Here is a 21,618-nt window from a genome sequence, read left to right on the forward strand (position 1 = left end):
CATGTGGCAGTGAGGCAAAAACGGCTGATAGTGGTATTCGGGGATTTGGGTTGATTGAAAGAGCAGTGAGTAACCCGTGGCGAGGGGATTTATCCCCGTTGGGCAGCGAAGCGGCCCTAAAATCTGCGACTGCTGCGCAGCCGAACGGGGATAAATCCCCTCGCCACGGGGGTCTATGCCGGCGCCATTTCCTGCGCCAGCCCCAGAAACGCCGCCGGCAACCGCGCGCCTTTGCGTTCCTTCAGGCAGTACAAATACTCCGGAATCTGCGGTGCATTCTCAATCGTCAGCACCCGCAGTTGCGGGTCATGCGGCACTTCCTGCCGGGCAATGATGCTGATGCCGATGTTACGCAGCACCGCCTCGCGAATCGATTCACGGCTGCCAATCTCCAGCAACGGCCCGAAACTCACCCCGGCGCTGGCCAGTAACTCTTCGGTCAATCGCCGAGTCGTAGAACCCGACTCGCGCATTAGCAACGTATGCCCGGCCAGCGCACTCAACGTCACGTGATCATGCACCGCCAGCGGATGATTGCGATGCACCGCCAGCACCAGCGGATCGCTGCCGAGCACCCGGCGAATCAGCCGCGCATCGTCGAGCAACTGCGACGACGCCGCGACATCCACCCGGTAATCCTCCAGCGCTTCGAGCACTTGCTGGGAGTTACCGATCTCCACCGACACTTCCACCTGCGGCAAGCGCTCGCGAAAGGTCTTCACCAGGTCGAGGATGTAATACGGCGCGGTGGCGGCGATGCGCAGCGTACCCTGGACCTGACCGCTGTTGCGCAGGAAAAACTCGATGTCGGCTTCCTGCTGCAACAGCGCCTTGACCATCGGCAGCAACCGCGCGCCTTCATCGCTGACGCTGAGGCGGCGGCCGCCACGGTAGAACAGCTCCACCGAGTACTGGCTTTCCAGATTACGGATCTGCGTGGTCACCGTAGGCTGGCTCAGGCCGAGCTTTTTTGCCGCCAAGGTGATGCTGCCCAGTCGGGCCACCATGTAAAACGCCTTCAGCTCGGCACTCAGCACACCCGTTCCTCATCGCTTATTTGCGCAGCAGGCGCAAACCGTTGAACACCACCAACAGGCTCACGCCCATGTCGGCAAACACCGCCATCCACATGGTGGCGATCCCGGCGAAGGTTACCCCAAGAAAGATCGCCTTGATGACCAACGCGAGGGCGATGTTCTGTTTGAGGATACTCGACGTCTGCCGCGACAGACGAATGAACGCAGGGATCTTGCGCAGATCGTCGTCCATCAGGGCGACATCGGCGGTCTCGATGGCGGTATCGGTGCCGGCCGCCGCCATGGCGAAACCGATCTCGGCCCGGGCCAGCGCCGGCGCATCGTTGATGCCGTCGCCGACCATGCCGACGCGATGACCCTGTGCATAAAGCGCCTCGATGGCTTGCAGCTTGTCGGTCGGCAGCAGATCGCCCTTGGCCTCGTCGATGCCGACTTGTGCAGCAATCGCCTGAGCCGTGTGGACGTTGTCGCCGGTCAGCATCAGGGTTTTGATGCCCAGGTCGTGCAGTTGCTGGATCGCTTCGCGGCTGGATTCTTTCACCGTATCGGCCACGGCAAACAGCGCCAGCGGGCCGGACGTGTCGAGCAACAACACCACGGACTTGCCTTCTTTTTCCAGCGCGAACAGCTTCTCTTCCAGCGCTGGCGAACACAGGCCAAGATCTTCCACCAGGCGATGGTTGCCCAGGTGGTAGACCTGACCATTGATCTCACCGCGAACACCGCGACCGGCCAACGCTTCGAAGTTATCCACAACGAGCGACACAGATTGTTTATCCACAGCCGCATTGGCGATGGCCAACGACACCGGGTGATCCGAGCGGCCGGCCAGGGCTGCCGCAATCGCCGGGGCGGTACCGTCAGCGGTGGGATCAAGCGACAAATAATCGGTCTGCACCGGTTTGCCGTGGGTGATGGTGCCGGTCTTGTCCAGCGCCAGGTAATCGAGCTTGTAACCGCCCTCCAGGTAAACACCGCCCTTCACCAGGATGCCTTTGCGCGCCGCGGCCGCGAGGCCGCTGACGATGGTCACCGGGGTGGAAATCACCAATGCGCAGGGGCAAGCGACGACCAGCAACACCAGCGCCCGGTAGATCCAGTCGAACCAGACGGCGCCCATGAACAGCGGCGGAATCACGGCGACGGCGAGGGCCAGCAGGAATACCGCAGGGGTATAGATTTTCGAGAACTGATCGACGAAGCGCTGGGTCGGTGCCCGCGCGCCCTGAGCCTGCTCCACGGCGTGGATGATCCGCGCCAAGGTCGAGTTATTGGCCGCAGCGGTCACGGTGTATTCCAGCGAGCCCGCCTGGTTGATGGTGCCGGCGAAGACTTTATCGCCCACGGTCTTCTCGATCGGCAGGCTTTCGCCGGTGATCGGCGCCTGATCGATGGTCGAACTGCCCGACACCACTTCACCGTCCAGACCAATCCGCTCGCCGGGACGCACCCGCACGCGCACACCGAGTTCGATGGTCTTGACGTCTTGCTCGACCCAACTACCGTCGGCTTGCTGCACCGTCGCCTGTTCCGGGGTCATCTGCATCAGGCCGCCAATGGCGTTGCGCGCCCGGTCCAGGGATTTGGCTTCGATCAATTCGGCCACGGTGAACAGAAACATCACCATCGCCGCTTCCGGCCATTGGCCAATCAGGATCGCGCCGGTCACCGCGATGCTCATCAACGCGTTGATGTTCAGGTTGAGGTTCTTGAGCGCGATCCAGCCTTTCTTGTAAGTGGTGAGGCCGCCACTGAGGATCGAAATCAATGCGATGATGGCCACCACCCAAATCGGTGCGGCGTCGGTGAAGTGGATCACTTCTGCAGCCAGCGCACCCACGCCGGACAGCGCCAGGGGCCACCAGTGTTTTTTCTCGGGGATCGGTGCTGGCGCTTCGCTGCCCTGCTCCATCGATTCGGCCACCATGCCCAGCGACTTGATCGCCTCGATAATCGGCGCAGTGCTCGGCAGGTCATGGGTCACGCCCAGTACCCGATTGATCAGGTTGAATTCCAGCTGCTGCACACCCGCGAGCTTGCCCAGTTTGTTCTGGATCAGCGTCTGCTCCGTCGGGCAATCCATCGCGTCGATGCGGAAACTGCTGAGCCGCGCGCCGTCGGTCGGCTTGTCGCTCAACTTGATCAGCGAAGGCGCCGCCTTGGACGAACAGCAGGAGTCGCCATGACTGCCATGGTCATGCTTCTGCACAGGCTGCAGCTTGTGGCTGTGATCGTGATCGTGATCGTGATCGTGATCGTGATCGTGACCAGCCTCGGGTTTGTGGGTGTGAAGGGAATCGCTCATTGGTTGCGTCCATGAAGGTGCCTGTTGCCAAGTAAAGACCCTGTAGCCACTATAGGGTCAAGCACCTATTTGGAGATTGTCGTCATGAAGATCGGAGAACTGGCGAAACTCACTGACTGCGCCGTCGAAACCATCCGTTACTACGAGCGCGAAAACCTGCTGCCGGAACCGGCCCGCAGCGACGGCAACTACCGCGTCTACACCCAGGCCCACGCCGAACGCCTGACCTTCATCCGCAACTGCCGCACCCTCGACATGACCCTCGAAGAGATCCGCAGCCTGCTGGCCCTGCGCGACAGTCCGCAGGATCAATGTGAAAGCGTGAATGCGTTGATCGACGAGCATATCCATCACGTGAAGGCGCGGATCGATGGGTTGATTGCGTTGCAGACACAACTGCTCGACCTGCGCCAACGCTGTGGTGAGGGGCCGGATATTGATCAGTGCGGGATTTTGCAAAGGCTGGAAGTGAGTGGCGGGGTTGTGACGACGGAGGTTGAGCATTCTCATGTCGGCCGAAGCCACGGCCATTGAGCCCAACACAGAACCCAAGGTGGGAGCTAGCCTGCTAGCGATAGCGGTTTTTCAGTCACATCATTACTGGATGTGCCGTCGCTATCGCTAGCAGGCTAGCTCCCACGGGGTATTGCGTGCTACATCAGACCGCCATCGGCGCGGTCATCGGTGGGTGATGCTCATAACCCTCAAGCGAAAAATCGCTCGGCTCGATTAACTCCAGCCACTCCGGCTGATACTCACCGGTCTTGGCAAACTCCGGCACTCGATCACTGATCACCAGTTTCGGCATCGGGAACGGCTCGCGTTTGAGCTGTTCATTGAGCATGTCCAGGTGGTTTTCGTAGACGTGGGCATCACCGATGAAATAGGTGAACCAGCGCGGCGTGTAGCCGGTCAGGCGACCGATCAGGCTCAGCAACGCAGCGCCTTCGGTGAGGTTGAACGGCGTGCCCAGGCCCAGGTCGTTGGAGCGGATGTAGAGGGTCAGAGAAATCTCTTTGGTCTCGACATTCGGGTGGAACTGGTACAGCAGATGGCACGGCGGCAAGGCCATTTCATCGAGCTGCGCGACGTTCCAGCCATGGAACAGGATGCGGCGGCTGCCCGGGTCTTTGATGATGGTGTCGACGCACTGGCGGATCTGGTCGATCGCCTTGTACAGCACCACGTAAGCCTGACCGTCCTCTTCGCCTTCGGCAATCTGACGATAGCCTTGGCTCAGGGTCTGCTCGATGGCAGCCTGGTTGCTGACCGGGATCTGTTTGTACGCCGGCCATTTGCGCCATTGCACTCCGTAGATCTCGCCGAGGTCGTCTTCGCCCTGACGGAACGGATTGGCCAGCCACTGCGCGTTTTCGTTGGCGTTCTGATCCCAGACCTTGCAGCCCAGCGCGCGGAATTCGGCGGCGTTGTTCACGCCACGCAAGAAACCACACATCTCGCCGATGGCCGATTTGAAGGCCATCTTGCGCGTGGTGATCGCCGGAAAACCTTCTTTCAGGTCATAACGCAGCATCGCACCCGGAAAGCTGATGGTGTTCACGCCCGTACGGTTGGCTTGCTTGGTGCCGTTCTTGATGACGTGGGCGACCAGTTCGAGATATTGCTTCATGAGTTACCTGTGTCCTTGAACCCGGGGTCGTCACCCCGGGATTCGAATTTATACGGCTGCAGCCGGAGTCGCCGGGGCGCGGTGATACGCCAGCCAGATCAGGAACAGCCCGCCGACGATCATCGGTACGCACAGTACCTGGCCCATGGTCAGCCAGTTCCAGGCCAGATAGCCCAGTTGCGCGTCCGGTACACGGACGAATTCGACGATGAAACGGAAGATGCCATAGAACAGCGCGAACATACCGGAAACCGCCATGGTCGGCCGCGGCTTGCGCGAGAACAACCAGAGGATGGCGAACAGCGCCACGCCTTCGAGGGCGAACTGATACAGCTGCGACGGGTGGCGCGGCAGCTGCGCCGGATCGCTGAACGGCGGGAAGATCATCGCCCACGGCACGTCGGTCGCCTTGCCCCACAACTCGGCGTTGATGAAGTTGCCGATGCGCCCGGCGCCCAGGCCGATCGGCACCATCGGCGCGACGAAGTCCATCAGCTGGAAGAACGACTTGTTGTTCTTCTTGCCGAACCACAACGCTGCCAGCATCACGCCGATGAAGCCGCCGTGGAACGACATGCCACCCTTCCAGACCTCGAAAATCAGCGTCGGGTTGGCCAGGTAAGCGTGCAGATCGTAAAACAGCACATAACCCAGGCGTCCGCCGACGATAACGCCCATCGACATCCAGAAGACCATGTCGGAGAGTTTCTCCTTGGTCCAGGTCGGGTCGAAACGGTTGAGCCGGCGCGATGCCAGCAGCCACGCACCGCCGATGCCGATCAGGTACATCAGACCGTACCAGTGGATTTTCAGCGGACCGATGGCCAGGGCCACCGGGTCGATCTGCGGGTAAGGCAGCATTGCGACTCCTTGTTAGAGTTGAAACCAGAATTCCCGGGCGACGCTGTCACCTCAGGATTAAGCCAGCATTGCGAGCTAGAGAAGGAAGCTCAGGCCAACGCAGAACAGCAAAGCGGCAAACAGCCTTTTCAACAACTTCGGCGACAGCCTGTGGGCCAGTCGCGCGCCGAGACGGGCGAACACCATGCTGGTCAGGGCAATCCCCAGCAGCGCCGGCAAATAAATAAAACCGAGACTATGGGCCGGCAGCAGCGGATCGTGCCAGCCCAGAATCATGAAACTTAATGCACTGGCCAAGGCGATGGGCAGACCGCACGCCGACGAAGTCGCCACGGCTTGCTGCATCGGCACGCTGCGCCAGGTCAGGAACGGCACGGTCAACGAGCCGCCGCCAATGCCGAAAATCGCCGAGGCCCAGCCAATCACACTGCCGGCCACGGTGAGACCGAGTCTGCCGGGCACCGTTCGACTGGCCTTGGGTTTGACGTCCAGCGCCAGTTGCGCGGCGATGATCAGCGCAAACACACCGATGATCTTTTGCAGGTTCGGGCCGGAGATCGCTTCGGCCGTCAGCGCCCCGAAACCGGCGCCCATCAGAATGCCCACGGTCATCCACACGAATATCGGCCAACGCACCGCGCCGCGACGGTGATGTTCGCGGACCGCATTGACTGATGTAAAGATGATCGTCGCCAGGGACGTGCCGACCGCCAGGTGGGTCAGGATCGAAGCGTCGAAGCCCTGCAAGGTGAAACTGAACACCAGCACCGGGACGATGATGATCCCGCCGCCAACCCCGAACAGCCCGGCCAGCACGCCTGCGCAGGCGCCCAGCGCCAGATAGAGCAGAAATTCCATGGCCGTCCTTATACGCTTCTCAAAAAAAGCACCGGCATAGTAACGGATGCAGGGGCCACGGCTCCACTACGCAAGGCGATGGAACGACAAGCGACGACTGCGTAGAGTGGGCAAAAAACACACAAGGACCACCTTATGTGCCTGATTGTTTTTGCCTGGCGACCGGGCCACACCCAGCCGCTGATCGTGGCGGCCAACCGCGACGAGTTCTATGCCCGGCCCAGCCAGCCCCTCGCGCAATGGCCGCACGCACCGCACGTTTACGCCGGTCGCGACCTGGAAGCCGGCGGCACCTGGCTCGGTATCGGGGCCAACGGGCGCTTTGCTGCGCTGACCAATATTCGCGATCCGCACCAGCCTCCTTCGCGAAAATCCCGGGGTGAGCTGGTGGCGGGTTTCCTCTTGGGCAACATGCCGATTGATGATTACTTGAACGACATTGTCGGACGCTCGCTGGAATATGCCGGGTTTAATCTGCTGATCGGTAATGCCAACGAACTGTGGCACTTCAATGCGCGCGAGTCTGAGGCGGTGATGCTGCCACACGGGGTTTATGGGTTGTCGAATGCCGGACTGGATACACCGTGGCCAAAACTGCTCAAGGCACGGGCGGCGTTGGAGGGAGTGTTGGAAGATCCGCAGCCAGAGGCATTACTGGCGTTGCTGAATGATCCGCAGACCGCACCGTTTGCCGAGCTGCCGGATACCGGGGTGGGGTTGGCGACCGAGACGTTGTTGTCGAGTGTGTTTATTGCCAGTCCCACGTATGGGACGCGGGCGAGTACGGCGTTGATTGTTCAGGCGGACGGGACGCGGCATATGGTCGAACGGAGTTTCGGGCCGTATGGGGGGCATTTGGGGGAGGTTGAGGTGCGGGTTTAGATTGTGAGGTGTCAGTTAGAACCACCCCTCACCCTAACCCTCTCCCCAAGGGGTAGAGGGGACTGACCGAGGTGTTCTTTCGAGCTACATCGACCTGAGATATCGAGTCGAACTCATATTAGAACAGCATGAAGATCGGCCCCCTTTCCCCCTCTCCCCTCTGGGGAGAGGGCTGGGGTGAGGGGTCGATTTTAGAGGCGCCGTAGGTTTAGAGAGCCTTGACCGCAGCCGGATTGACCATCTTCGCCAACCCAAGATTCTTCAGCGCCAATTGCAGCGAGCTGTGGATAACTTGCGGATTGTCGATGGTCATCAGCTCGGCCAGCAATTCCTTGGCCTTGCTCAGGTTGACCTGACGCAGCATCCACTTCACTTTCGGCAGGTTGGTGGCGTTCATCGACAGGCTGTCGAAGCCCATCGCCATCAACAGCACCGCCGCCGCCGGGTCACCGGCCATCTCGCCGCAGATGCTCACGGGCTTGCCTTCGGCATGCGCGTCACGCACCACGCTCTGCAGGGCTTGCAGCACCGCCGGATGCAGGTAGTCGTAGAGGTCGGCAACCCGCGGGTTGTTTCGATCCACTGCCAGCAGGTACTGGGTCAGGTCGTTGGAGCCGACCGACAGAAAGTCCACTTGCCGCGCCAGCTCCTTGGTCTGATAAACCGCCGCCGGAATCTCGATCATCACACCGATCGGCGGCATGGGCACATCGCAGCCTTCGTCGCGGACTTCGCCCCAGGCCCGGTGAATCAGGTGCAAGGCTTCTTCGAGTTCATGGGTGCCGGAGATCATCGGCAGCAGAATCCGCAGGTTGTTCAGGCCTTCGCTGGCCTTGAGCATCGCGCGGGTCTGCACCAGGAAGATTTCCGGGTGGTCGAGGGTGACGCGAATGCCGCGCCAGCCGAGGAACGGGTTGTCTTCCTTGATCGGGAAGTACGACAGCGACTTGTCACCGCCGATGTCCAGGCTGCGCATGGTCACCGGTTGCGGGTGGAACGCGGCGAGTTGCTCGCGATAGATCGCCAACTGCTCCTTTTCGCTCGGGAACCTCTGGTTGATCATGAACGGCACTTCGGTGCGGTACAGACCGACGCCTTCGGCGCCACGCTTCTGCGCTCGCGCCACGTCCGCCAGCAGGCCGGTGTTGACCCACAGCGGCATGCGATGGCCATCGAGGGTCACGCACGGCAAGTCGCGCAGGGAGTCGAGACCGAGCGCCAGTTGTTTCTCTTCTTCCACCACTTCGGCGAACTGCTTGCGCAGCACGTCGCTGGGGTTGGTGTAGACCTCGCCGCGATTGCCATCGACGATCAATTCAATGCCGTCGACCTTGGCATAAGGCAGGTCGACCAGGCCCATCACCGTCGGGATGCCCATCGCCCGGGCGAGGATCGCGACGTGGGAGTTGCCTGAACCGAGGACCGAGACCAGGCCGACCAGCGTGCCTTCCGGCACCTCGCCGAGCATCGCCGGCGTCAGTTCTTCGCTGACCAGAATGGTTTTTTCCGGGTAGATCAGGTTCTGCTGACGCTCTTCCTGCAAGTAGGCGAGCAAACGGCGGCCAAGGTCCTTGACGTCCGAGGCGCGCTCACGCAGGTAGGCGTCGTCCATCAATTCGAAACGGTTGACGTGCTCGGTGACCACCTGGCGCAACGCGCCCTGGGCCCACTGACCGGTCTTGATCACCGTGGTCACTTCGTTGCCCAGCGCTTCATCGGCGAGCATCATCAGGTAGACGTCGAACAAGGCCCGCTCTTCAGGGCGCAGCTGCGAGGCCAACTTGGCGGACAACGCACGCATGTCGGCGCGCACGCCTTCGATGGCGGTCTTGAACAGCCCGAGTTCGGCTTCGATATCGGTGATGGTCTTGTCGGGCACCACGTCCAGATCGGCCGGTGGCAGCATGACCACCGCGGTCCCGACCGCCGCACCCGGCGAACCCGGTACGCCGACGAACTTGGCTTCCTGGATGCCTTTGCCCTGACGGCCCAGGCCACGGATCGAACCGGTGGCTTCGGCGTGGGCGATAACACCGGCAAGCTGCGCGCTCATGGTCACGAGGAAGGCTTCTTCACCTTCATCGAACTGGCGGCGTTCTTTTTGCTGGATGACCAACACGCCGACGACGCGGCGGTGGTGAATGATCGGCGCCCCGAGGAAGGAGGCGTAGCGCTCCTCGCCGGTTTCGGCGAAGTAACGATAGCGCGGGTGATCCGCGGCGTTTTCGAGGTTCAGGGGTTCTTCGCGCGTGCCGACCAGGCCAACCAGACCTTCGTTGGGCGCCATGCTGACTTTGCCGATCGAGCGCTTGTTCAAGCCCTCGGTCGCCATCAGCACAAAGCGGTTGGACTCAGGGTCAAGCAGGTAGACCGAGCAGACCTGGCTGCCCATGGCCTCTTTGACGCGCAACACAATAATCCCCAACGCCGCCTTGAGATCCTTGGCGGAGTTAACTTCCTGGACGATCTTGCGCAGCGTATTGAGCATGGCTCGGGGTCGAACTCCGTCGTCAGTCGCGCGTTAAAAGGCGCGGGGCAAGCTCTTTGAGAGCGCGTCGATACACCTCGCGCTTGAATGTCACCACCTGGCCCAACGGATACCAATAACTGACCCAGCGCCAGCCATCGAACTCCGGTTTACCGGTCAAATCCATCCGCACCCGCTGCTCGTTGGAGATCAGGCGCAGGAGAAACCATTTCTGTTTCTGGCCGATGCACAGCGGTTGGCTGTGCGTCCTGACCAGACGTTGCGGCAAACGATAGCGCAACCAGCCCCGGGTGCAGGCGAGAATTTCAACATCTTCGCGCTCAAGACCCACTTCTTCGTTCAACTCGCGATACAAGGCGTCTTCCGGCGTCTCCTGGGGGTTGATCCCGCCCTGTGGAAACTGCCAGGCATCTTGATTGATACGGCGAGCCCATAGCACCTGTCCGGCATCATTCGTGAGAATGATCCCGACATTGGGGCGGAAACCATCGGGGTCGATCACGGCAACAACCTCGCAAACGCATGTCGCCGCATTGTTCCACAAAGGTTGTGAAGGCAGCAACGAGCCGACCTACCTTATGTGCACTCTTGTGAAAAGTCCGTATTCTGGACGCCTTTCTACAGACTTTTCAGCGAGTAACTGCAATGCGGCTGGCTTTATTCGACTTGGACAACACGCTTTTGGGCGGTGACAGCGACCACGCCTGGGGCGATTACCTGTGCGAGCGCGGTTTCCTCGACGCCGTCGCCTACAAGGCACGCAACGACGAGTTCTATCAGGATTACCTGGCCGGCAAGCTGGATAACGATGCCTACCTGAACTTCTGCCTGGAAGTCCTCGGCCGCACCGAGATGGCCACGCTGGATCAATGGCACCTGGATTACATGCGCGATTGCATCGAGCCGATTGTGCTGCCCAAGGCTATTGAATTGTTGGCCAAGCACCGTGACGCTGGCGACAAATTGGTGATCATCACCGCGACCAACCGCTTCGTTACCGGGCCGATTGCAGCACGCTTAGGCGTTGAGACACTGATCGCCACCGAATGCGAAATGATCGACGGCCGTTACAGCGGGCGTAGCACCGATGTCCCATGCTTCCGTGAAGGCAAGGTGACCCGGTTGATTCGCTGGCTGGAAGAGACCGGCCACAATCTGGAAGACAGCTATTTCTACAGCGATTCGATGAATGACCTGCCGTTGCTGGAGCAAGTGGCGAATCCGATCGCTGTCGATCCGGATCCTAATTTGCGGGCCGAGGCTGAGAAGCGGGGTTGGCCGGTGATTTCGTTGCGCGGCTGATATCGCCTTCGCGAGCAAGCCCGCTCCCACAATTGATCTTCAGTGGACACAGGATTTGTGTACAGCCGAGATCAATGTGGGAGCGGGCTTGCTCGCGAAGGGGCCGACTCGGTCTGTAGCTTTAAACCGGCTTGGCGCCCATCAAACCCGCAATCGCGATGAAACAAACAAAGCTGAACAGTGCGAGGGCAAAGGTGAATTTGCCGTTCCCCGCCGGCGCCTTGCGCAACTTGTTCAGTCGCACCAGCAACCAGAACCAGCCCAACGCCGCCACGGTGTAGAGCACACTGGAAGCCAGCAGCCAGGTCTGCCCCAACGGCCAGCCCACCAGATGCACCATCCACCAGCCGGTGAACGGCATGCTCAGCAACGCCAGGCCCATCAGCAGCCAGACAAACACTCGCGGCCGCTGCAGCGTGCGTGCCGCAGCAGTCGCATCGCCATTACGCCGCGTTTGCCAAACCCATATCCCCAAGCCCAGCGCACAGCCCAACAATATTGCCGTCGCCGCGGTGTGCGCCATTTTCAGGGCGGTTAACGTTTCCATTGTTCGATGTCCTTAAGGTCTGCCCACCAGCGTAGCCGCTCAGCCGAGAAACAGCTGATAGGCCGGGTTATCACTTTCATCCCAGTACGGGTAGCCGATTTCTTCCAGCGCCGCAGGAACCAGGTGACGTTCATCGTGAGGCACTTGCAGGCCCGCGACCACACGGCCATCCGCCGCGCCGTGGTTGCGGTAGTGGAACATCGAGATGTTCCAGCGCCCGCCGAGCTTGTTGAGGAAGTTGAACAGCGCGCCCGGACGCTCCGGGAATTCGAATCGCAGGATCACTTCATCGACCACGTGGGCCGCACGACCGCCCACCATGTGGCGGATGTGCAACTTGGCCAGTTCGTTGTCGGTCAGGTCCAGCACCGGGAACCCCTGCTCGCCGAGGCTGGCGATCAGCGCGCTGCGCGGGTCGGTTTCCGGATGCGTCTGCACGCCGACGAAGATGTGCGCTTCGCTGCCAGTGTTGTAGCGGTAGTTGAATTCGGTGATCTGGCGCTTGCCGATGGCTTCGCAGAACGCCTTGAAGCTGCCCGGTTTCTCGGGGATGGTCACGGCGATGATCGCCTCGCGACCCTCGCCCAGCTCGGCGCGCTCGGCGACGTGGCGCAGGCGGTCGAAGTTGACGTTGGCGCCGGAGTCGATAGCCACGAAGGTGTGTCCGGTGACGCCGCGTTGCTCGACGTACTTTTTGATCCCGGCCACGCCCAGGGCGCCGGCAGGTTCGGTGATCGAGCGGGTATCGTCGTAGATATCCTTGATCGCCGCGCAGATCTCGTCGGTGCTGACGGTGATCACTTCATCGACGTAGTCTTTGCAGATATCGAAGGTGTGCTGACCGATCTGCGCCACGGCGACGCCATCGGCAAAGAGGCCCACGGTCGGCAGTACCACACGCTCGCCGGCCGCCATAGCCGCTTGCAGGCAGTTGGAATCGTCCGGCTCGACGCCGATGATCTTGATTTCAGGCCGCAGGTACTTCACGTACGCCGCGATCCCGGCGATCAATCCGCCACCGCCCACCGGAACGAATATCGCATCCAGACGCCCCGGGTGCTGGCGCAGAATCTCCATGGCCACCGTGCCCTGCCCGGCAATGGTGTGGGGATCGTCGTACGGGTGGATGTAGACGTAGCCTTTTTCGTCGACCAGTTTCAGCGAGTAGGCCAGGGCTTCCGGGAACGAATCCCCGTGCAGCACCACTTTGCCGCCGCGGGAACGCACGCCTTCGACCTTGATTTCCGGGGTGGTCTTGGGCATGACGATGGTGGCTTTCACGCCTAACACTTTCGCCGCCAGGGCCAGGCCCTGCGCGTGGTTACCCGCCGAAGCGGTGACCACACCGCGAGCGCGCTCTTCATCGCTCAGTTGGGTCAGCTTGTTATAGGCACCGCGAATCTTGAACGAGAACACCGGCTGCAAGTCTTCGCGCTTGAGCCAAATGGAGTTGCCCAGCCGCTCGGAGAGCTGGCGGGCCGTCTGCAATGGGGTTTCTACGGCAACGTCATAAACGCGCGAGGTGAGGATCTTTTTGACGTACTGTTCGAGCATCGGAAAGCATCACTGAGCGGGTTGGGCAGGGCCAAGGAGTCTAACCCGGCTTTCGGGCGGACGACCACACTAAACAGGTGGTTTTAAGGTTACCCGCGATCCCTGTGGCGAGGGGATTTATCCCCGTTCGGCGGCGCAGCCGTCGTGAAACCTGAGAACGGGGTGTGTCTGGGGGAATGCAGGGAGGAGCGCTTCGCACTCCAACGGGGATAAATCCCCTCGCCACAAAAGTAACGGTCGTGGCCCGCCAATCGGGCAATGACCTTCCCTGCCCCGAAGCCTATAATGCCGGCCTTTCGTTCCCTCCTTCGGCACCTCGGAGCCCGCATGACCCAGGATCAACTCAAACAGGCAGTGGCTCAGGCCGCCGTCGACTTCATCCTTCCGAAACTCGACGACAAGAGCATCGTCGGGGTCGGCACCGGCTCCACCGCCAACTGCTTCATCGACGCCCTGGCCAAGCACAAAGGCGCGTTCGATGGCGCGGTCGCCAGTTCCGAAGCCACCGCTGCCCGCCTCAAGGGCCACGGCATTCCGGTGTATGAGCTGAACACCGTCAGCGACCTGGAGTTCTACGTCGACGGCGCCGATGAAAGCGACGCGCACCTGAACCTGATCAAGGGCGGCGGCGCAGCCCTGACCCGCGAGAAGATTGTCGCGGCCGTGGCCAAGACCTTCATCTGCATCGCCGATGGCAGCAAACTGGTGCCGGTACTTGGCGCGTTCCCGCTGCCGGTCGAAGTGATTCCGATGGCCCGCAGCCACGTGGCTCGCGAGCTGGTGAAGCTCGGTGGCGACCCGGTTTACCGTGAAGGCGTGCTGACCGACAACGGCAACATCATCCTCGACGTGTTCAACATGCAGATCACCAACCCGGTGGAGCTGGAGACGCAGATCAACGCGATCGTTGGCGTGGTCACCAATGGTCTGTTCGCGGCGCGTCCGGCGGATTTGCTGCTGTTGGGCACCAGCGAAGGTGTGAAAACCCTGCGCGCCCAGTAAATCTGGCACGCCGATAAACCTGTGGGAGCGGGCTTGCTCGCGAATGCGGTGTGTCAGTTGATAGAAATGTCGACTGACACACCGCATTCGCGAGCAAGCCCGCTCCCACATTGGTTTTGCAGTGTTGGTCAGGGCTGCGGTGGTTTCTTGAAGACGTAGAACAGGTTGGGTTCGCTGACGAGGTACATCGTGCCATCGTCATCCATCGCGATGCCTTCCGCCTGCGGCACTGTCTTCTGCAAACCCTGACGCCCCTTGCTCAGTGACATGGTGCTCAGCGGTCGCCCGTCCACATCCAGTTCCAGAATCAGCCGCGACTCGTCGGACAGCGCCAGCAGATGGCCGCTGCGCTCGTCGTATTGCAGGCTCGACAGGTCTCGCACAAACATCCCGGCATCGCGCTTGGGATTGTTGACCACGTGCACCGCGTAGGATTTCTCCGGGTTGTAATGCGGGAAGCCCTGCACTTCGTAGATCAGCATCGGGTCGCGTTCCTTGGCGACAAACAGGCGCTTGCCCACCGAGTCGTAAGCCAGGCCTTCGAAACCCTTGTTGCCGCTCATATGCACACCAAGAGTCATCTGTTCGGCGTCCGCCGCGTCGAGGAAGGTGGTGTCCTTTTCCAGATGAATCTTGATCAGCCGTTGCTCGCGCTCATCGGTGATCACGTAAGTGTCGGCGCTGATGAACTCCACCGCCTCCGGATCACCGAAGCCCACCAGCGAAATGCGTCGAATGATCCGACCGTCCAGCGACAGCTCGATCAGCTCGGCGTTTTTGTTGGTGACGGTGAACAGGCTTTTGCGCACCGGATCGAAGGTCAGCGCCGACACGTCGTCGTTCAGCCCATCGATGACCCGGGCTTCGATTTCCACCCGATATTGATCCAGACCGATGGACTCGCTGCTCAGCGGTTGCCAGAGGGTGTGCAGGTTGAACCAGGCGCGCTCGAACAGACGCATGTATTGGCCGATCGCAACCAGCACGACCAAGGCAATCACTGTCAGGATCAAAATAAGGGGTTTGGGACGGGCAAGTCGGCGCATTAAGTCGAGCTCGGAAACAGAAACAGGCGGATGAAATATCACGCCTGTATGAATTCAAGCTTAATGGCCAGTTGCCTTTGACCACAACTGCTGGATTCGCGGCGTCTATTTCTGCTTTTCGAAACGGTAGAACAGGTTCGGCTCACTCACCATGTACAGCGTGCCCACATCGTCCATGGTCACGCCTTCGGCACGGGGAATGGTCTTCTTCAAGCCGTTGAAGCCGCCCAGCAAGGTCATGAAGCTGACCTGCTCACCCTTCTCGTCCAGCTCCAGCAACAAGTGTGAATCGGCGGACAGCACCAGGGTGTGACCCGTGCGAGGGTCGATGGCCAGCCCCGACAGGTTGCGGATGTCCAGTTCGTCATTGGCGAGTTTCTGCTTGTCGCCCTTGAGGATCGGGCTGCCGTCGCTTTTCCAGCTGAACAGCGCCGGCGGACGCTCCTCACCCAGGAGGATTTGCTGATTGCGCGAGTCATAGACGATGGCTTCGAAGGCCTTGTTCTGGTCCTTCGAAGGGCCGAGGTCGTATTTCGGGAAGTTGGCGATGTTCAGTTCGCGAGTGTCGGCATCGACCTTGACGATGGAGAGCATGTGTTCACGCTCATCGACGATGGCCAGCATGCCGTTGCCCATCACGGTCAGGCCTTCCGGGTTGCTCCAGCCCACCAGCGGCATCTTGCGCAGGACGTCGCCCTGCAAGCTCAGCTCAACGAGGAACGGGTTCTTGCCCATGACCGAAAACAGGGTTTTGGTTTGCGGGTCGTAGGCCAGGTCCGACGCTTCGTCCTTCTCCATGCCCGGCAGCAGCTTGGCGTCGATCACCGCGCGGTAATCCGGCAGCCAGATACTTTCCTGACGCTCGTCCGGGCTTTCAAAGCGCTCACGCAGCCAGAGCACACCGCGATCATCCCAATGCATCGCAAAGGCGAGGCCATAAGCGGCGGCGGCCACCAGCAAAAGCCAGAAATACCAACGCATGACGAAGCGCGAGCGGCGGGCAGTTTTGACAGTGGGCAGCGGTCGAGAGGCCATTCAGGATGCGTTCCAGAAATTCAGGCTACGGGTAATAGCACAATTGGGACCGGCTCAGACGCCAGAATCCGCGGAATTATCCAGACAAGATGTGAAAAAAACGGGAAATGGCGGGATTGCCATGTGCAGACACAGAACTTGAGACAACCAAAAACCAATGTGGGAGCGAGCTTTGCTCGCGATGAGGCCGTGTCAGTCAACTGAGATGTCGAATGACAAGCCGCTATCGCGAGCAAGCTCGCTCCCACAGGGTTTCGCGGTGTTTCGGTTAGCGGACGCTGCTGGTGAAGCGGCTGGCGCCCGGCAATTCGATTACCAGTTCATCACCGACATTCAGCGGACCAACACCCACCGGCGTGCCGGTCAGGATCACGTCACCGGCCTGCAGCGAGAAGCAGCCGGCCATGTGCTGGATCATCGGCACGATCGGGTTAAGCATGGCGCTGCTGTTGCCGTCCTGGCGCACTTCGCCATTGATGGTCAGGCGAATGCCGATGTCGGCCAGGTCGGCGAAGGTGCTGCCGGACACGAACGGCGCAATCACCGCTGCACCGTCGAAGGACTTGGCGATTTCCCACGGCAGGCCCTTGGATTTCAGCTCGGCCTGCTTGTCGCGCAGCGTCAGGTCCAGGGCCGGGGCGAAACCGGAAATCGCATCCAGCACTTCTTCACGGCTTGGCTTGGTCGACAACGGCTTGCCGATCAACACCGCGATTTCCGCTTCGTAATGCACCGAGCCGCGCTCGGTCGGAATGCTGAAACCGCCTTCCAGCGGCACCACGCAACTGCCCGGCTTGATGAACAGCAGCGGCTCGGTAGGCACCGGATTATCCAGTTCCTTGGCGTGTTCGGCGTAGTTACGGCCGATGCACACCACTTTCCCCAGCGGGAAATGAATACGCGTACCGTCGACATACTGGTGCTGATAGCTCATTACCGACTCCTGTTCCGTAGCACTTAAGTTCGAAAGTCAAACAGCGAAGATTTTGCCCGGGTTCATGATCCCGTTCGGGTCGAACACCGCTTTGACCGCTTTCATGTACTCGATCTCAACCGGCGAGCGGCTGTAGGTCAAGTAATCACGCTTGGTCATGCCCACGCCGTGTTCGGCGGAAATCGAGCCGTTGTACTTCTCGACGGTTTCGAACACCCACTTGTTGACGGTCGCGCACTTGGCAAAGAACTCGTCCTTGCTCAGATTTTCCGGCTTGAGGATGTTCAAGTGCAGGTTGCCGTCGCCGATGTGGCCGAACCAGACGATTTCGAAGTCCGGGTAGTGTTCGCCGACGATCGCGTCGATTTCCTTCAGGAACGCAGGGACTTTCGACACGGTGACCGAAATGTCGTTCTTGTACGGCGTCCAGTGGGAAATGGTTTCGGAGATGTACTCGCGCAGCTTCCACAGGTTTTGCAACTGGGTTTCGCTCTGGCTCATCACGCCGTCCAGCACCCAGCCCTGCTCGACGCAGTGCTCGAAGGTTTCCAGGGCGTGGTTGGCCACTTCTTCAGTGGTCGCTTCGAATTCCAGCAGCGCATAGAACGGGCAATCGGTTTCAAACGCCGCCGGCACGTCGCCGCGGGCCATGACCTTGGCCAGGGCTTTGTCGGAGAAGAATTCGAAAGCGGTCAGGTCGAGTTTGCTCTGGAACGCATGCAACACCGGCATGATCGAGTCGAAATCGGCAGTGCCGAGGACCATCGCGGTGAGGTTTTTCGGGGCACGGTCGAGGCGCATGGTCGCTTCGACGACAAAACCGAGTGTGCCTTCAGCGCCGATGAACAGCTGACGCAGGTCGTAGCCGGTGGCGTTCTTGATCAGGTCGCGGTTCAGCTCCAGCAGATCGCCCTTGCCGGTGACGACTTTCATGCCGGCCACCCAGTTGCGGGTCATGCCGTAGCGAATCACCTTGATCCCGCCGGCATTGGTGCCGATATTGCCGCCAATCTGGCTCGAACCTGCCGATGCGAAGTCCACCGGGTAGTACAAGCCTTTTTCTTCGGCGACGTTCTGCAAATGCTCGGTGACCACACCTGGCTGGCACACGGCCGTGCGGTCGGTGAGGTTCACCTCGAGAATCTGGTTCATGTAGTCGAACGAGACAACCACTTCGCCATTCGCGGCCACGGCAGCGGCGGAAAGACCGGTACGCCCCCCGGACGGTACCAGCGCCACCTTGTGCTCATTGGCCCAACGGACAATGGCCTGGACCTGCTCGGTGGTCTTGGGGAACACGATGGCGGTCGGGGCTGGGGCGAAATGCTTGGTCCAATCCTTGCCGTAAGCATTCAGGGAGTCGGCGTCGGTCAGCACCTTGCCAGGCTCAACCAGGGTCTTCAGCTCATCAATCAGGGCAGGATTGGTCATCGACAGAACTCTCGAACAATTCATGGTCATCCTGAGAACGCTTCACGTCGCAGGAATGAGTGTTTAGCGGGGTGCGTATGCTAGCATACCGACCCCGCAGCATAGTGCCCAACGGCCTTCTGCGGCGACGGCATTCTTGCCGTCCGGGTCAGCGTCTGCTGGCTTCCTGCCATTTTTCTCCGGGATACAGGTTTACGCAGATGAGCAAGACTTCTCTCGATAAGAGCAAGATCAAGTTCCTTCTTCTCGAAGGCGTCCACCAATCGGCTGTCGACGTTCTCAAGTCGGCGGGCTACACCAGCATCGAGTACCTCACCGGTTCTCTGCCGGAAGCCCAGCTGAAGGAAAAGATCGCTGATGCGCACTTCATCGGCATTCGCTCTCGCACTCAACTGACCGAAGAGATCTTCGATCACGCGAAGAAACTGGTGGCTGTCGGCTGTTTCTGCATCGGCACCAACCAGGTCGACCTGAACGCGGCTCGCGAACGCGGCATCGCGGTGTTCAACGCACCGTACTCCAACACTCGCTCCGTTGCCGAGCTGGTGCTGGCCGAAGCGATCCTGTTGCTGCGCGGCATTCCTGAGAAAAACGCTTCCTGCCACCGTGGCGGCTGGATCAAGAGCGCGGCCAACTCCTTCGAGATCCGCGGCAAGAAGCTGGGCATCGTCGGTTACGGCTCGATCGGTACGCAATTGTCGGTCCTGGCGGAAGGCCTGGGCATGCAGGTGTACTTCTACGACACCGTGACCAAGCTGCCACTGGGCAACGCCACTCAGGTCGGCAACCTGCACGATCTGCTGGGCATGTCCGACATCGTCACCCTGCACGTTCCGGAAACCGCGGCGACCCAGTGGATGATCGGCGAGAAGGAAATCCGCGCCATCAAGAAGGGCGGCATTCTGATCAACGCGGCTCGCGGCACCGTGGTCGAACTGGACGCTCTGGCGGACGCGATCAAGGACAAGCACCTGATCGGCGCGGCCATCGACGTGTTCCCGGTGGAGCCTCGCTCCAACGACGAAGAGTTCGAAAGCCCGCTGCGTGGCCTGGACAACGTGATCCTGACCCCGCACATCGGCGGTTCCACCGCTGAAGCGCAAGCCAACATCGGCCTGGAAGTGGCAGAGAAACTGGTCAAGTACAGCGACAACGGTACGTCGGTATCGTCCGTGAACTTCCCGGAAGTGGCCCTGCCGGCTCACCCTGGCAAGCACCGCCTGCTGCACATCCACGAGAACATCCCGGGTGTGATGAGCGAGATCAACAAGGTCTTCGCCGAAAACGGCATCAACATCTCCGGTCAGTTCCTGCAGACCAACGAGAAAGTCGGCTACGTGGTGATCGACGTCGACGCCGATTACTCGGAAATTGCCCAAGAGAAGCTGCAGCACATCAACGGCACCATTCGTTGCCGCGTGTTGTTCTGACAGTGACGTGAGCGACAAAAAAAGGAGCCCTTCGGGGCTCCTTTTTCATGGGCGCTACTAACGTTACTTAACGTTGACGGTGATCTTCTCGGAGACGATCGGTGGATCGAAGGCCATATGATTCATGTCGCCCAACTCCAACTGCAAGGTGTGCTTGCCAGGTGTCAGCGTCAGCTCGGTTTCGGTTTGCGCCTTGCCGAAATGAACGTGATTGGCATCTGCCGGGATGACTGCCCCTGCAGCCACGACATCCTTGGCATCAATCAGCAAATGGTGGTGACCAGTATTCTTGGTGGTATCGCCCGCTGGCGCCAACGCAACGTTCTCAACAGCGAATTTGACTTTGAAAGTTTGCGGGACAGTCCCACCATCTTCAGGAGAAACAATGGACACTTCAGCACCCTTGGGTGCCGGTGTAGCCGCACTGGCCAGCACCGAAACGCCCATCAGCAGGCCAGTCAACGCAGCACGTGACATAAACGTTTTCATTCTCTTCTCCAGTTTTTCCGTAAAATCCGCGTGGCCGAGACAACTTCACGGCCATTCGTTGTCGAAGGATCTCGACAACCATAGCAAAGCGAGCCTGAACCAGCGCATCGCAATAATGAATTCAAAGGAGTGACCATGCGTTTTTTGCCTGGCCTGATCTGCCTGCTACCCCTTTTGAGCCCTTTGGCTCATGCCGAACTGATTGACGATGTATTCGACCGCGGCGAATTGCGAATTGCTCTTGAGGCTAATACACCGCCCTTCAATTTCAAGGACGACGGCAAACTCACCGGTTTCGAAGTCGAATTGGGCCAACTGCTGGCCAATGAGCTGGATGTGCGGGCCGACTTTGTCGTCACTGATTCCAATGATCTGTTGCCCGGTGTTGAAACCGGTAAATACGACATCGCCATCAACCACATAGCAATGACCCCGGAACTGAAAGATCGTTTCGACTTCACCGAGCCTTACATTCACACCAATGCGCAATTGATCGCGCAGAAGGAAGAAGAGCCACGTTCGATCCTGCTGGTGCAATCGCTGACGGAAGAAAAGCCGAAAGCCGCCCCGGCTGTGGACCTGGCGATTCCGTTTCAGAAAGGCAATCCGGCATTTCAAGCGAGCCTGGAAGCTGCTTTGAAGCGGATCAAGGCGGATGGGCGACTGGGGGCACTGGAGCAGAAATGGTTTGGGGCGGATGCGAGTGTGGCGCCCAAACCTTGAGATTTTTGTCGCTCTCTAGATCCAGCCCTCACCCTAGCCCTCTCCCCAAGGGGGCGAGGGGACT

Annotated in this window: 20 protein-coding genes; 6 read left to right on the forward strand and 14 right to left on the reverse strand. The window is 60.1% G+C overall.

Going from position 1 to position 21,618, the window contains the following annotated elements:
• Positions 1–173: 173 nt before the first annotated feature.
• Both ACA060_RS27545 and ACA060_RS27550 read right to left on the reverse strand, forming a co-directional pair.
• Entirely contained in the window at positions 174–1,037 is an 864-nt protein-coding gene (locus tag ACA060_RS27545; protein ID WP_497314329.1) for a LysR family transcriptional regulator, read from the reverse strand.
• A gap of 16 nt (positions 1,038–1,053) precedes the next feature.
• Positions 1,054–3,342, reverse strand: coding sequence for a heavy metal translocating P-type ATPase (locus ACA060_RS27550; RefSeq protein WP_497314331.1), 2,289 nt, complete (start codon positions 3,340–3,342; stop codon positions 1,054–1,056).
• 84 nt (positions 3,343–3,426) lie between these two features.
• Between ACA060_RS27550 and cadR the strand changes: the two genes are divergently transcribed.
• The gene (gene cadR / locus ACA060_RS27555) at positions 3,427–3,876 is read left to right on the forward strand and encodes a Cd(II)/Pb(II)-responsive transcriptional regulator (protein WP_497314333.1); all 450 of its coding nucleotides are present in this window, start codon (positions 3,427–3,429) and stop codon (positions 3,874–3,876) included.
• A 124-nt stretch (positions 3,877–4,000) separates the two neighbouring features.
• Here the strand turns inward: cadR and ACA060_RS27560 are convergent, their stop codons facing one another.
• The 3 genes from ACA060_RS27560 to ACA060_RS27570 form a co-directional block, all read right to left on the reverse strand.
• Positions 4,001–4,972, reverse strand: a complete 972-nt coding sequence (locus ACA060_RS27560; RefSeq protein WP_497314335.1) for a thymidylate synthase — start codon at positions 4,970–4,972, stop codon at positions 4,001–4,003.
• Positions 4,973–5,020: 48 nt separating this feature from the next.
• Positions 5,021–5,833, reverse strand: coding sequence for a prolipoprotein diacylglyceryl transferase (gene lgt / locus ACA060_RS27565; RefSeq protein ID WP_109635668.1), 813 nt, complete (start codon positions 5,831–5,833; stop codon positions 5,021–5,023).
• 75 nt (positions 5,834–5,908) lie between these two features.
• Positions 5,909–6,691: a sulfite exporter TauE/SafE family protein gene (locus tag ACA060_RS27570; RefSeq protein WP_109635669.1), complete on the reverse strand. Its 783-nt coding sequence runs from the start codon at positions 6,689–6,691 to the stop codon at positions 5,909–5,911.
• A gap of 135 nt (positions 6,692–6,826) precedes the next feature.
• Here ACA060_RS27570 and ACA060_RS27575 point away from each other — a divergent pair, with 135 nt between their 5' ends.
• The gene (locus ACA060_RS27575; RefSeq protein ID WP_497314337.1) at positions 6,827–7,573 is read left to right on the forward strand and encodes an NRDE family protein; all 747 of its coding nucleotides are present in this window, start codon (positions 6,827–6,829) and stop codon (positions 7,571–7,573) included.
• 208 nt (positions 7,574–7,781) lie between these two features.
• Here the strand turns inward: ACA060_RS27575 and ptsP are convergent, their stop codons facing one another.
• Together ptsP and ACA060_RS27585 are read right to left on the reverse strand one after the other, a co-directional pair.
• The gene (gene ptsP, locus ACA060_RS27580; RefSeq protein WP_109635672.1) at positions 7,782–10,061 is read right to left on the reverse strand and encodes a phosphoenolpyruvate--protein phosphotransferase; all 2,280 of its coding nucleotides are present in this window, start codon (positions 10,059–10,061) and stop codon (positions 7,782–7,784) included.
• 22 nt (positions 10,062–10,083) lie between these two features.
• A complete protein-coding gene (locus tag ACA060_RS27585) occupies positions 10,084–10,563 on the reverse strand; it encodes an RNA pyrophosphohydrolase (RefSeq protein WP_007945562.1) in 480 nt (159 codons plus the stop codon).
• Positions 10,564–10,706: 143 nt separating this feature from the next.
• Between ACA060_RS27585 and ACA060_RS27590 the strand changes: the two genes are divergently transcribed.
• Complete coding sequence (locus ACA060_RS27590) at positions 10,707–11,363, forward strand: histidinol-phosphatase (RefSeq protein WP_109635673.1); 657 nt, start codon at positions 10,707–10,709, stop codon at positions 11,361–11,363.
• Positions 11,364–11,484: 121 nt separating this feature from the next.
• On the opposite strand, the gene ACA060_RS27595 is transcribed toward ACA060_RS27590, so the two are convergent.
• A complete protein-coding gene (locus ACA060_RS27595; protein ID WP_109635675.1) occupies positions 11,485–11,910 on the reverse strand; it encodes a DUF2269 domain-containing protein in 426 nt (141 codons plus the stop codon).
• A gap of 39 nt (positions 11,911–11,949) precedes the next feature.
• A complete protein-coding gene (gene ilvA / locus ACA060_RS27600) occupies positions 11,950–13,464 on the reverse strand; it encodes a threonine ammonia-lyase, biosynthetic (RefSeq protein ID WP_403107561.1) in 1,515 nt (504 codons plus the stop codon).
• Positions 13,465–13,791: 327 nt separating this feature from the next.
• Here ilvA and rpiA point away from each other — a divergent pair, with 327 nt between their 5' ends.
• Positions 13,792–14,466: a ribose-5-phosphate isomerase RpiA gene (rpiA, locus tag ACA060_RS27605; protein WP_461977620.1), complete on the forward strand. Its 675-nt coding sequence runs from the start codon at positions 13,792–13,794 to the stop codon at positions 14,464–14,466.
• A gap of 128 nt (positions 14,467–14,594) precedes the next feature.
• Here the strand turns inward: rpiA and ACA060_RS27610 are convergent, their stop codons facing one another.
• The 4 genes from ACA060_RS27610 to ACA060_RS27625 all read right to left on the reverse strand — a co-directional run bounded on the left by ACA060_RS27610 (position 14,595) and on the right by ACA060_RS27625 (position 18,912).
• Positions 14,595–15,512, reverse strand: a complete 918-nt coding sequence (locus ACA060_RS27610; protein WP_109635680.1) for an SdiA-regulated domain-containing protein — start codon at positions 15,510–15,512, stop codon at positions 14,595–14,597.
• Positions 15,513–15,617: 105 nt separating this feature from the next.
• Positions 15,618–16,547, reverse strand: a complete 930-nt coding sequence (locus ACA060_RS27615; protein WP_497314341.1) for an SdiA-regulated domain-containing protein — start codon at positions 16,545–16,547, stop codon at positions 15,618–15,620.
• Positions 16,548–16,815: 268 nt separating this feature from the next.
• On the reverse strand, positions 16,816–17,481 hold the full coding sequence (locus ACA060_RS27620; RefSeq protein ID WP_497314342.1) for a fumarylacetoacetate hydrolase family protein: 666 nt from the start codon (positions 17,479–17,481) through the stop codon (positions 16,816–16,818).
• Between the two features lie 36 nt (positions 17,482–17,517).
• Complete coding sequence (locus ACA060_RS27625) at positions 17,518–18,912, reverse strand: D-2-hydroxyglutarate dehydrogenase (RefSeq protein WP_109635685.1); 1,395 nt, start codon at positions 18,910–18,912, stop codon at positions 17,518–17,520.
• Positions 18,913–19,112: 200 nt separating this feature from the next.
• Between ACA060_RS27625 and serA the strand changes: the two genes are divergently transcribed.
• The gene (gene serA / locus ACA060_RS27630) at positions 19,113–20,342 is read left to right on the forward strand and encodes a phosphoglycerate dehydrogenase (protein ID WP_109635687.1); all 1,230 of its coding nucleotides are present in this window, start codon (positions 19,113–19,115) and stop codon (positions 20,340–20,342) included.
• A 63-nt stretch (positions 20,343–20,405) separates the two neighbouring features.
• Here serA and ACA060_RS27635 read toward each other — a convergent pair whose 3' ends face one another.
• Positions 20,406–20,831, reverse strand: a complete 426-nt coding sequence (locus ACA060_RS27635) for a DUF4399 domain-containing protein (RefSeq protein WP_109635689.1) — start codon at positions 20,829–20,831, stop codon at positions 20,406–20,408.
• Positions 20,832–20,966: 135 nt separating this feature from the next.
• Between ACA060_RS27635 and ACA060_RS27640 the strand changes: the two genes are divergently transcribed.
• Positions 20,967–21,554 (forward strand): transporter substrate-binding domain-containing protein, encoded by a 588-nt coding sequence (locus ACA060_RS27640; protein WP_497314345.1) that lies wholly within the window; start codon positions 20,967–20,969, stop codon positions 21,552–21,554.
• Positions 21,555–21,618: the final 64 nt, after the last annotated feature.

The organism is Pseudomonas sp. LBUM1671, from assembly GCF_059695685.1.

What these genes read in the sequence shown, in the direction of transcription:
- ACA060_RS27550 (WP_497314331.1), bottom strand. Translation starts at nt 3,342, where the DNA reads ATGAGCGATTCCCTTCACACCCACAAACCCGAGGCTGGTCACGATCAC.
- cadR (WP_497314333.1), top strand. Translation starts at nt 3,427, where the DNA reads ATGAAGATCGGAGAACTGGCGAAACTCACTGACTGCGCCGTCGAAACC.
- ACA060_RS27560 (WP_497314335.1), bottom strand. Translation starts at nt 4,972, where the DNA reads ATGAAGCAATATCTCGAACTGGTCGCCCACGTCATCAAGAACGGCACC.
- lgt (WP_109635668.1), bottom strand. Translation starts at nt 5,833, where the DNA reads ATGCTGCCTTACCCGCAGATCGACCCGGTGGCCCTGGCCATCGGTCCG.
- ACA060_RS27570 (WP_109635669.1), bottom strand. Translation starts at nt 6,691, where the DNA reads ATGGAATTTCTGCTCTATCTGGCGCTGGGCGCCTGCGCAGGCGTGCTG.
- ACA060_RS27575 (WP_497314337.1), top strand. Translation starts at nt 6,827, where the DNA reads ATGTGCCTGATTGTTTTTGCCTGGCGACCGGGCCACACCCAGCCGCTG.
- ptsP (WP_109635672.1), bottom strand. Translation starts at nt 10,061, where the DNA reads ATGCTCAATACGCTGCGCAAGATCGTCCAGGAAGTTAACTCCGCCAAG.
- ACA060_RS27590 (WP_109635673.1), top strand. Translation starts at nt 10,707, where the DNA reads ATGCGGCTGGCTTTATTCGACTTGGACAACACGCTTTTGGGCGGTGAC.
- ACA060_RS27595 (WP_109635675.1), bottom strand. Translation starts at nt 11,910, where the DNA reads ATGGAAACGTTAACCGCCCTGAAAATGGCGCACACCGCGGCGACGGCA.
- ilvA (WP_403107561.1), bottom strand. Translation starts at nt 13,464, where the DNA reads ATGCTCGAACAGTACGTCAAAAAGATCCTCACCTCGCGCGTTTATGAC.
- rpiA (WP_461977620.1), top strand. Translation starts at nt 13,792, where the DNA reads ATGACCCAGGATCAACTCAAACAGGCAGTGGCTCAGGCCGCCGTCGAC.
- ACA060_RS27610 (WP_109635680.1), bottom strand. Translation starts at nt 15,512, where the DNA reads ATGCGCCGACTTGCCCGTCCCAAACCCCTTATTTTGATCCTGACAGTG.
- ACA060_RS27615 (WP_497314341.1), bottom strand. Translation starts at nt 16,547, where the DNA reads ATGGCCTCTCGACCGCTGCCCACTGTCAAAACTGCCCGCCGCTCGCGC.
- ACA060_RS27620 (WP_497314342.1), bottom strand. Translation starts at nt 17,481, where the DNA reads ATGAGCTATCAGCACCAGTATGTCGACGGTACGCGTATTCATTTCCCG.
- ACA060_RS27625 (WP_109635685.1), bottom strand. Translation starts at nt 18,912, where the DNA reads ATGACCAATCCTGCCCTGATTGATGAGCTGAAGACCCTGGTTGAGCCT.
- serA (WP_109635687.1), top strand. Translation starts at nt 19,113, where the DNA reads ATGAGCAAGACTTCTCTCGATAAGAGCAAGATCAAGTTCCTTCTTCTC.
- ACA060_RS27635 (WP_109635689.1), bottom strand. Translation starts at nt 20,831, where the DNA reads ATGAAAACGTTTATGTCACGTGCTGCGTTGACTGGCCTGCTGATGGGC.
- ACA060_RS27640 (WP_497314345.1), top strand. Translation starts at nt 20,967, where the DNA reads ATGCGTTTTTTGCCTGGCCTGATCTGCCTGCTACCCCTTTTGAGCCCT.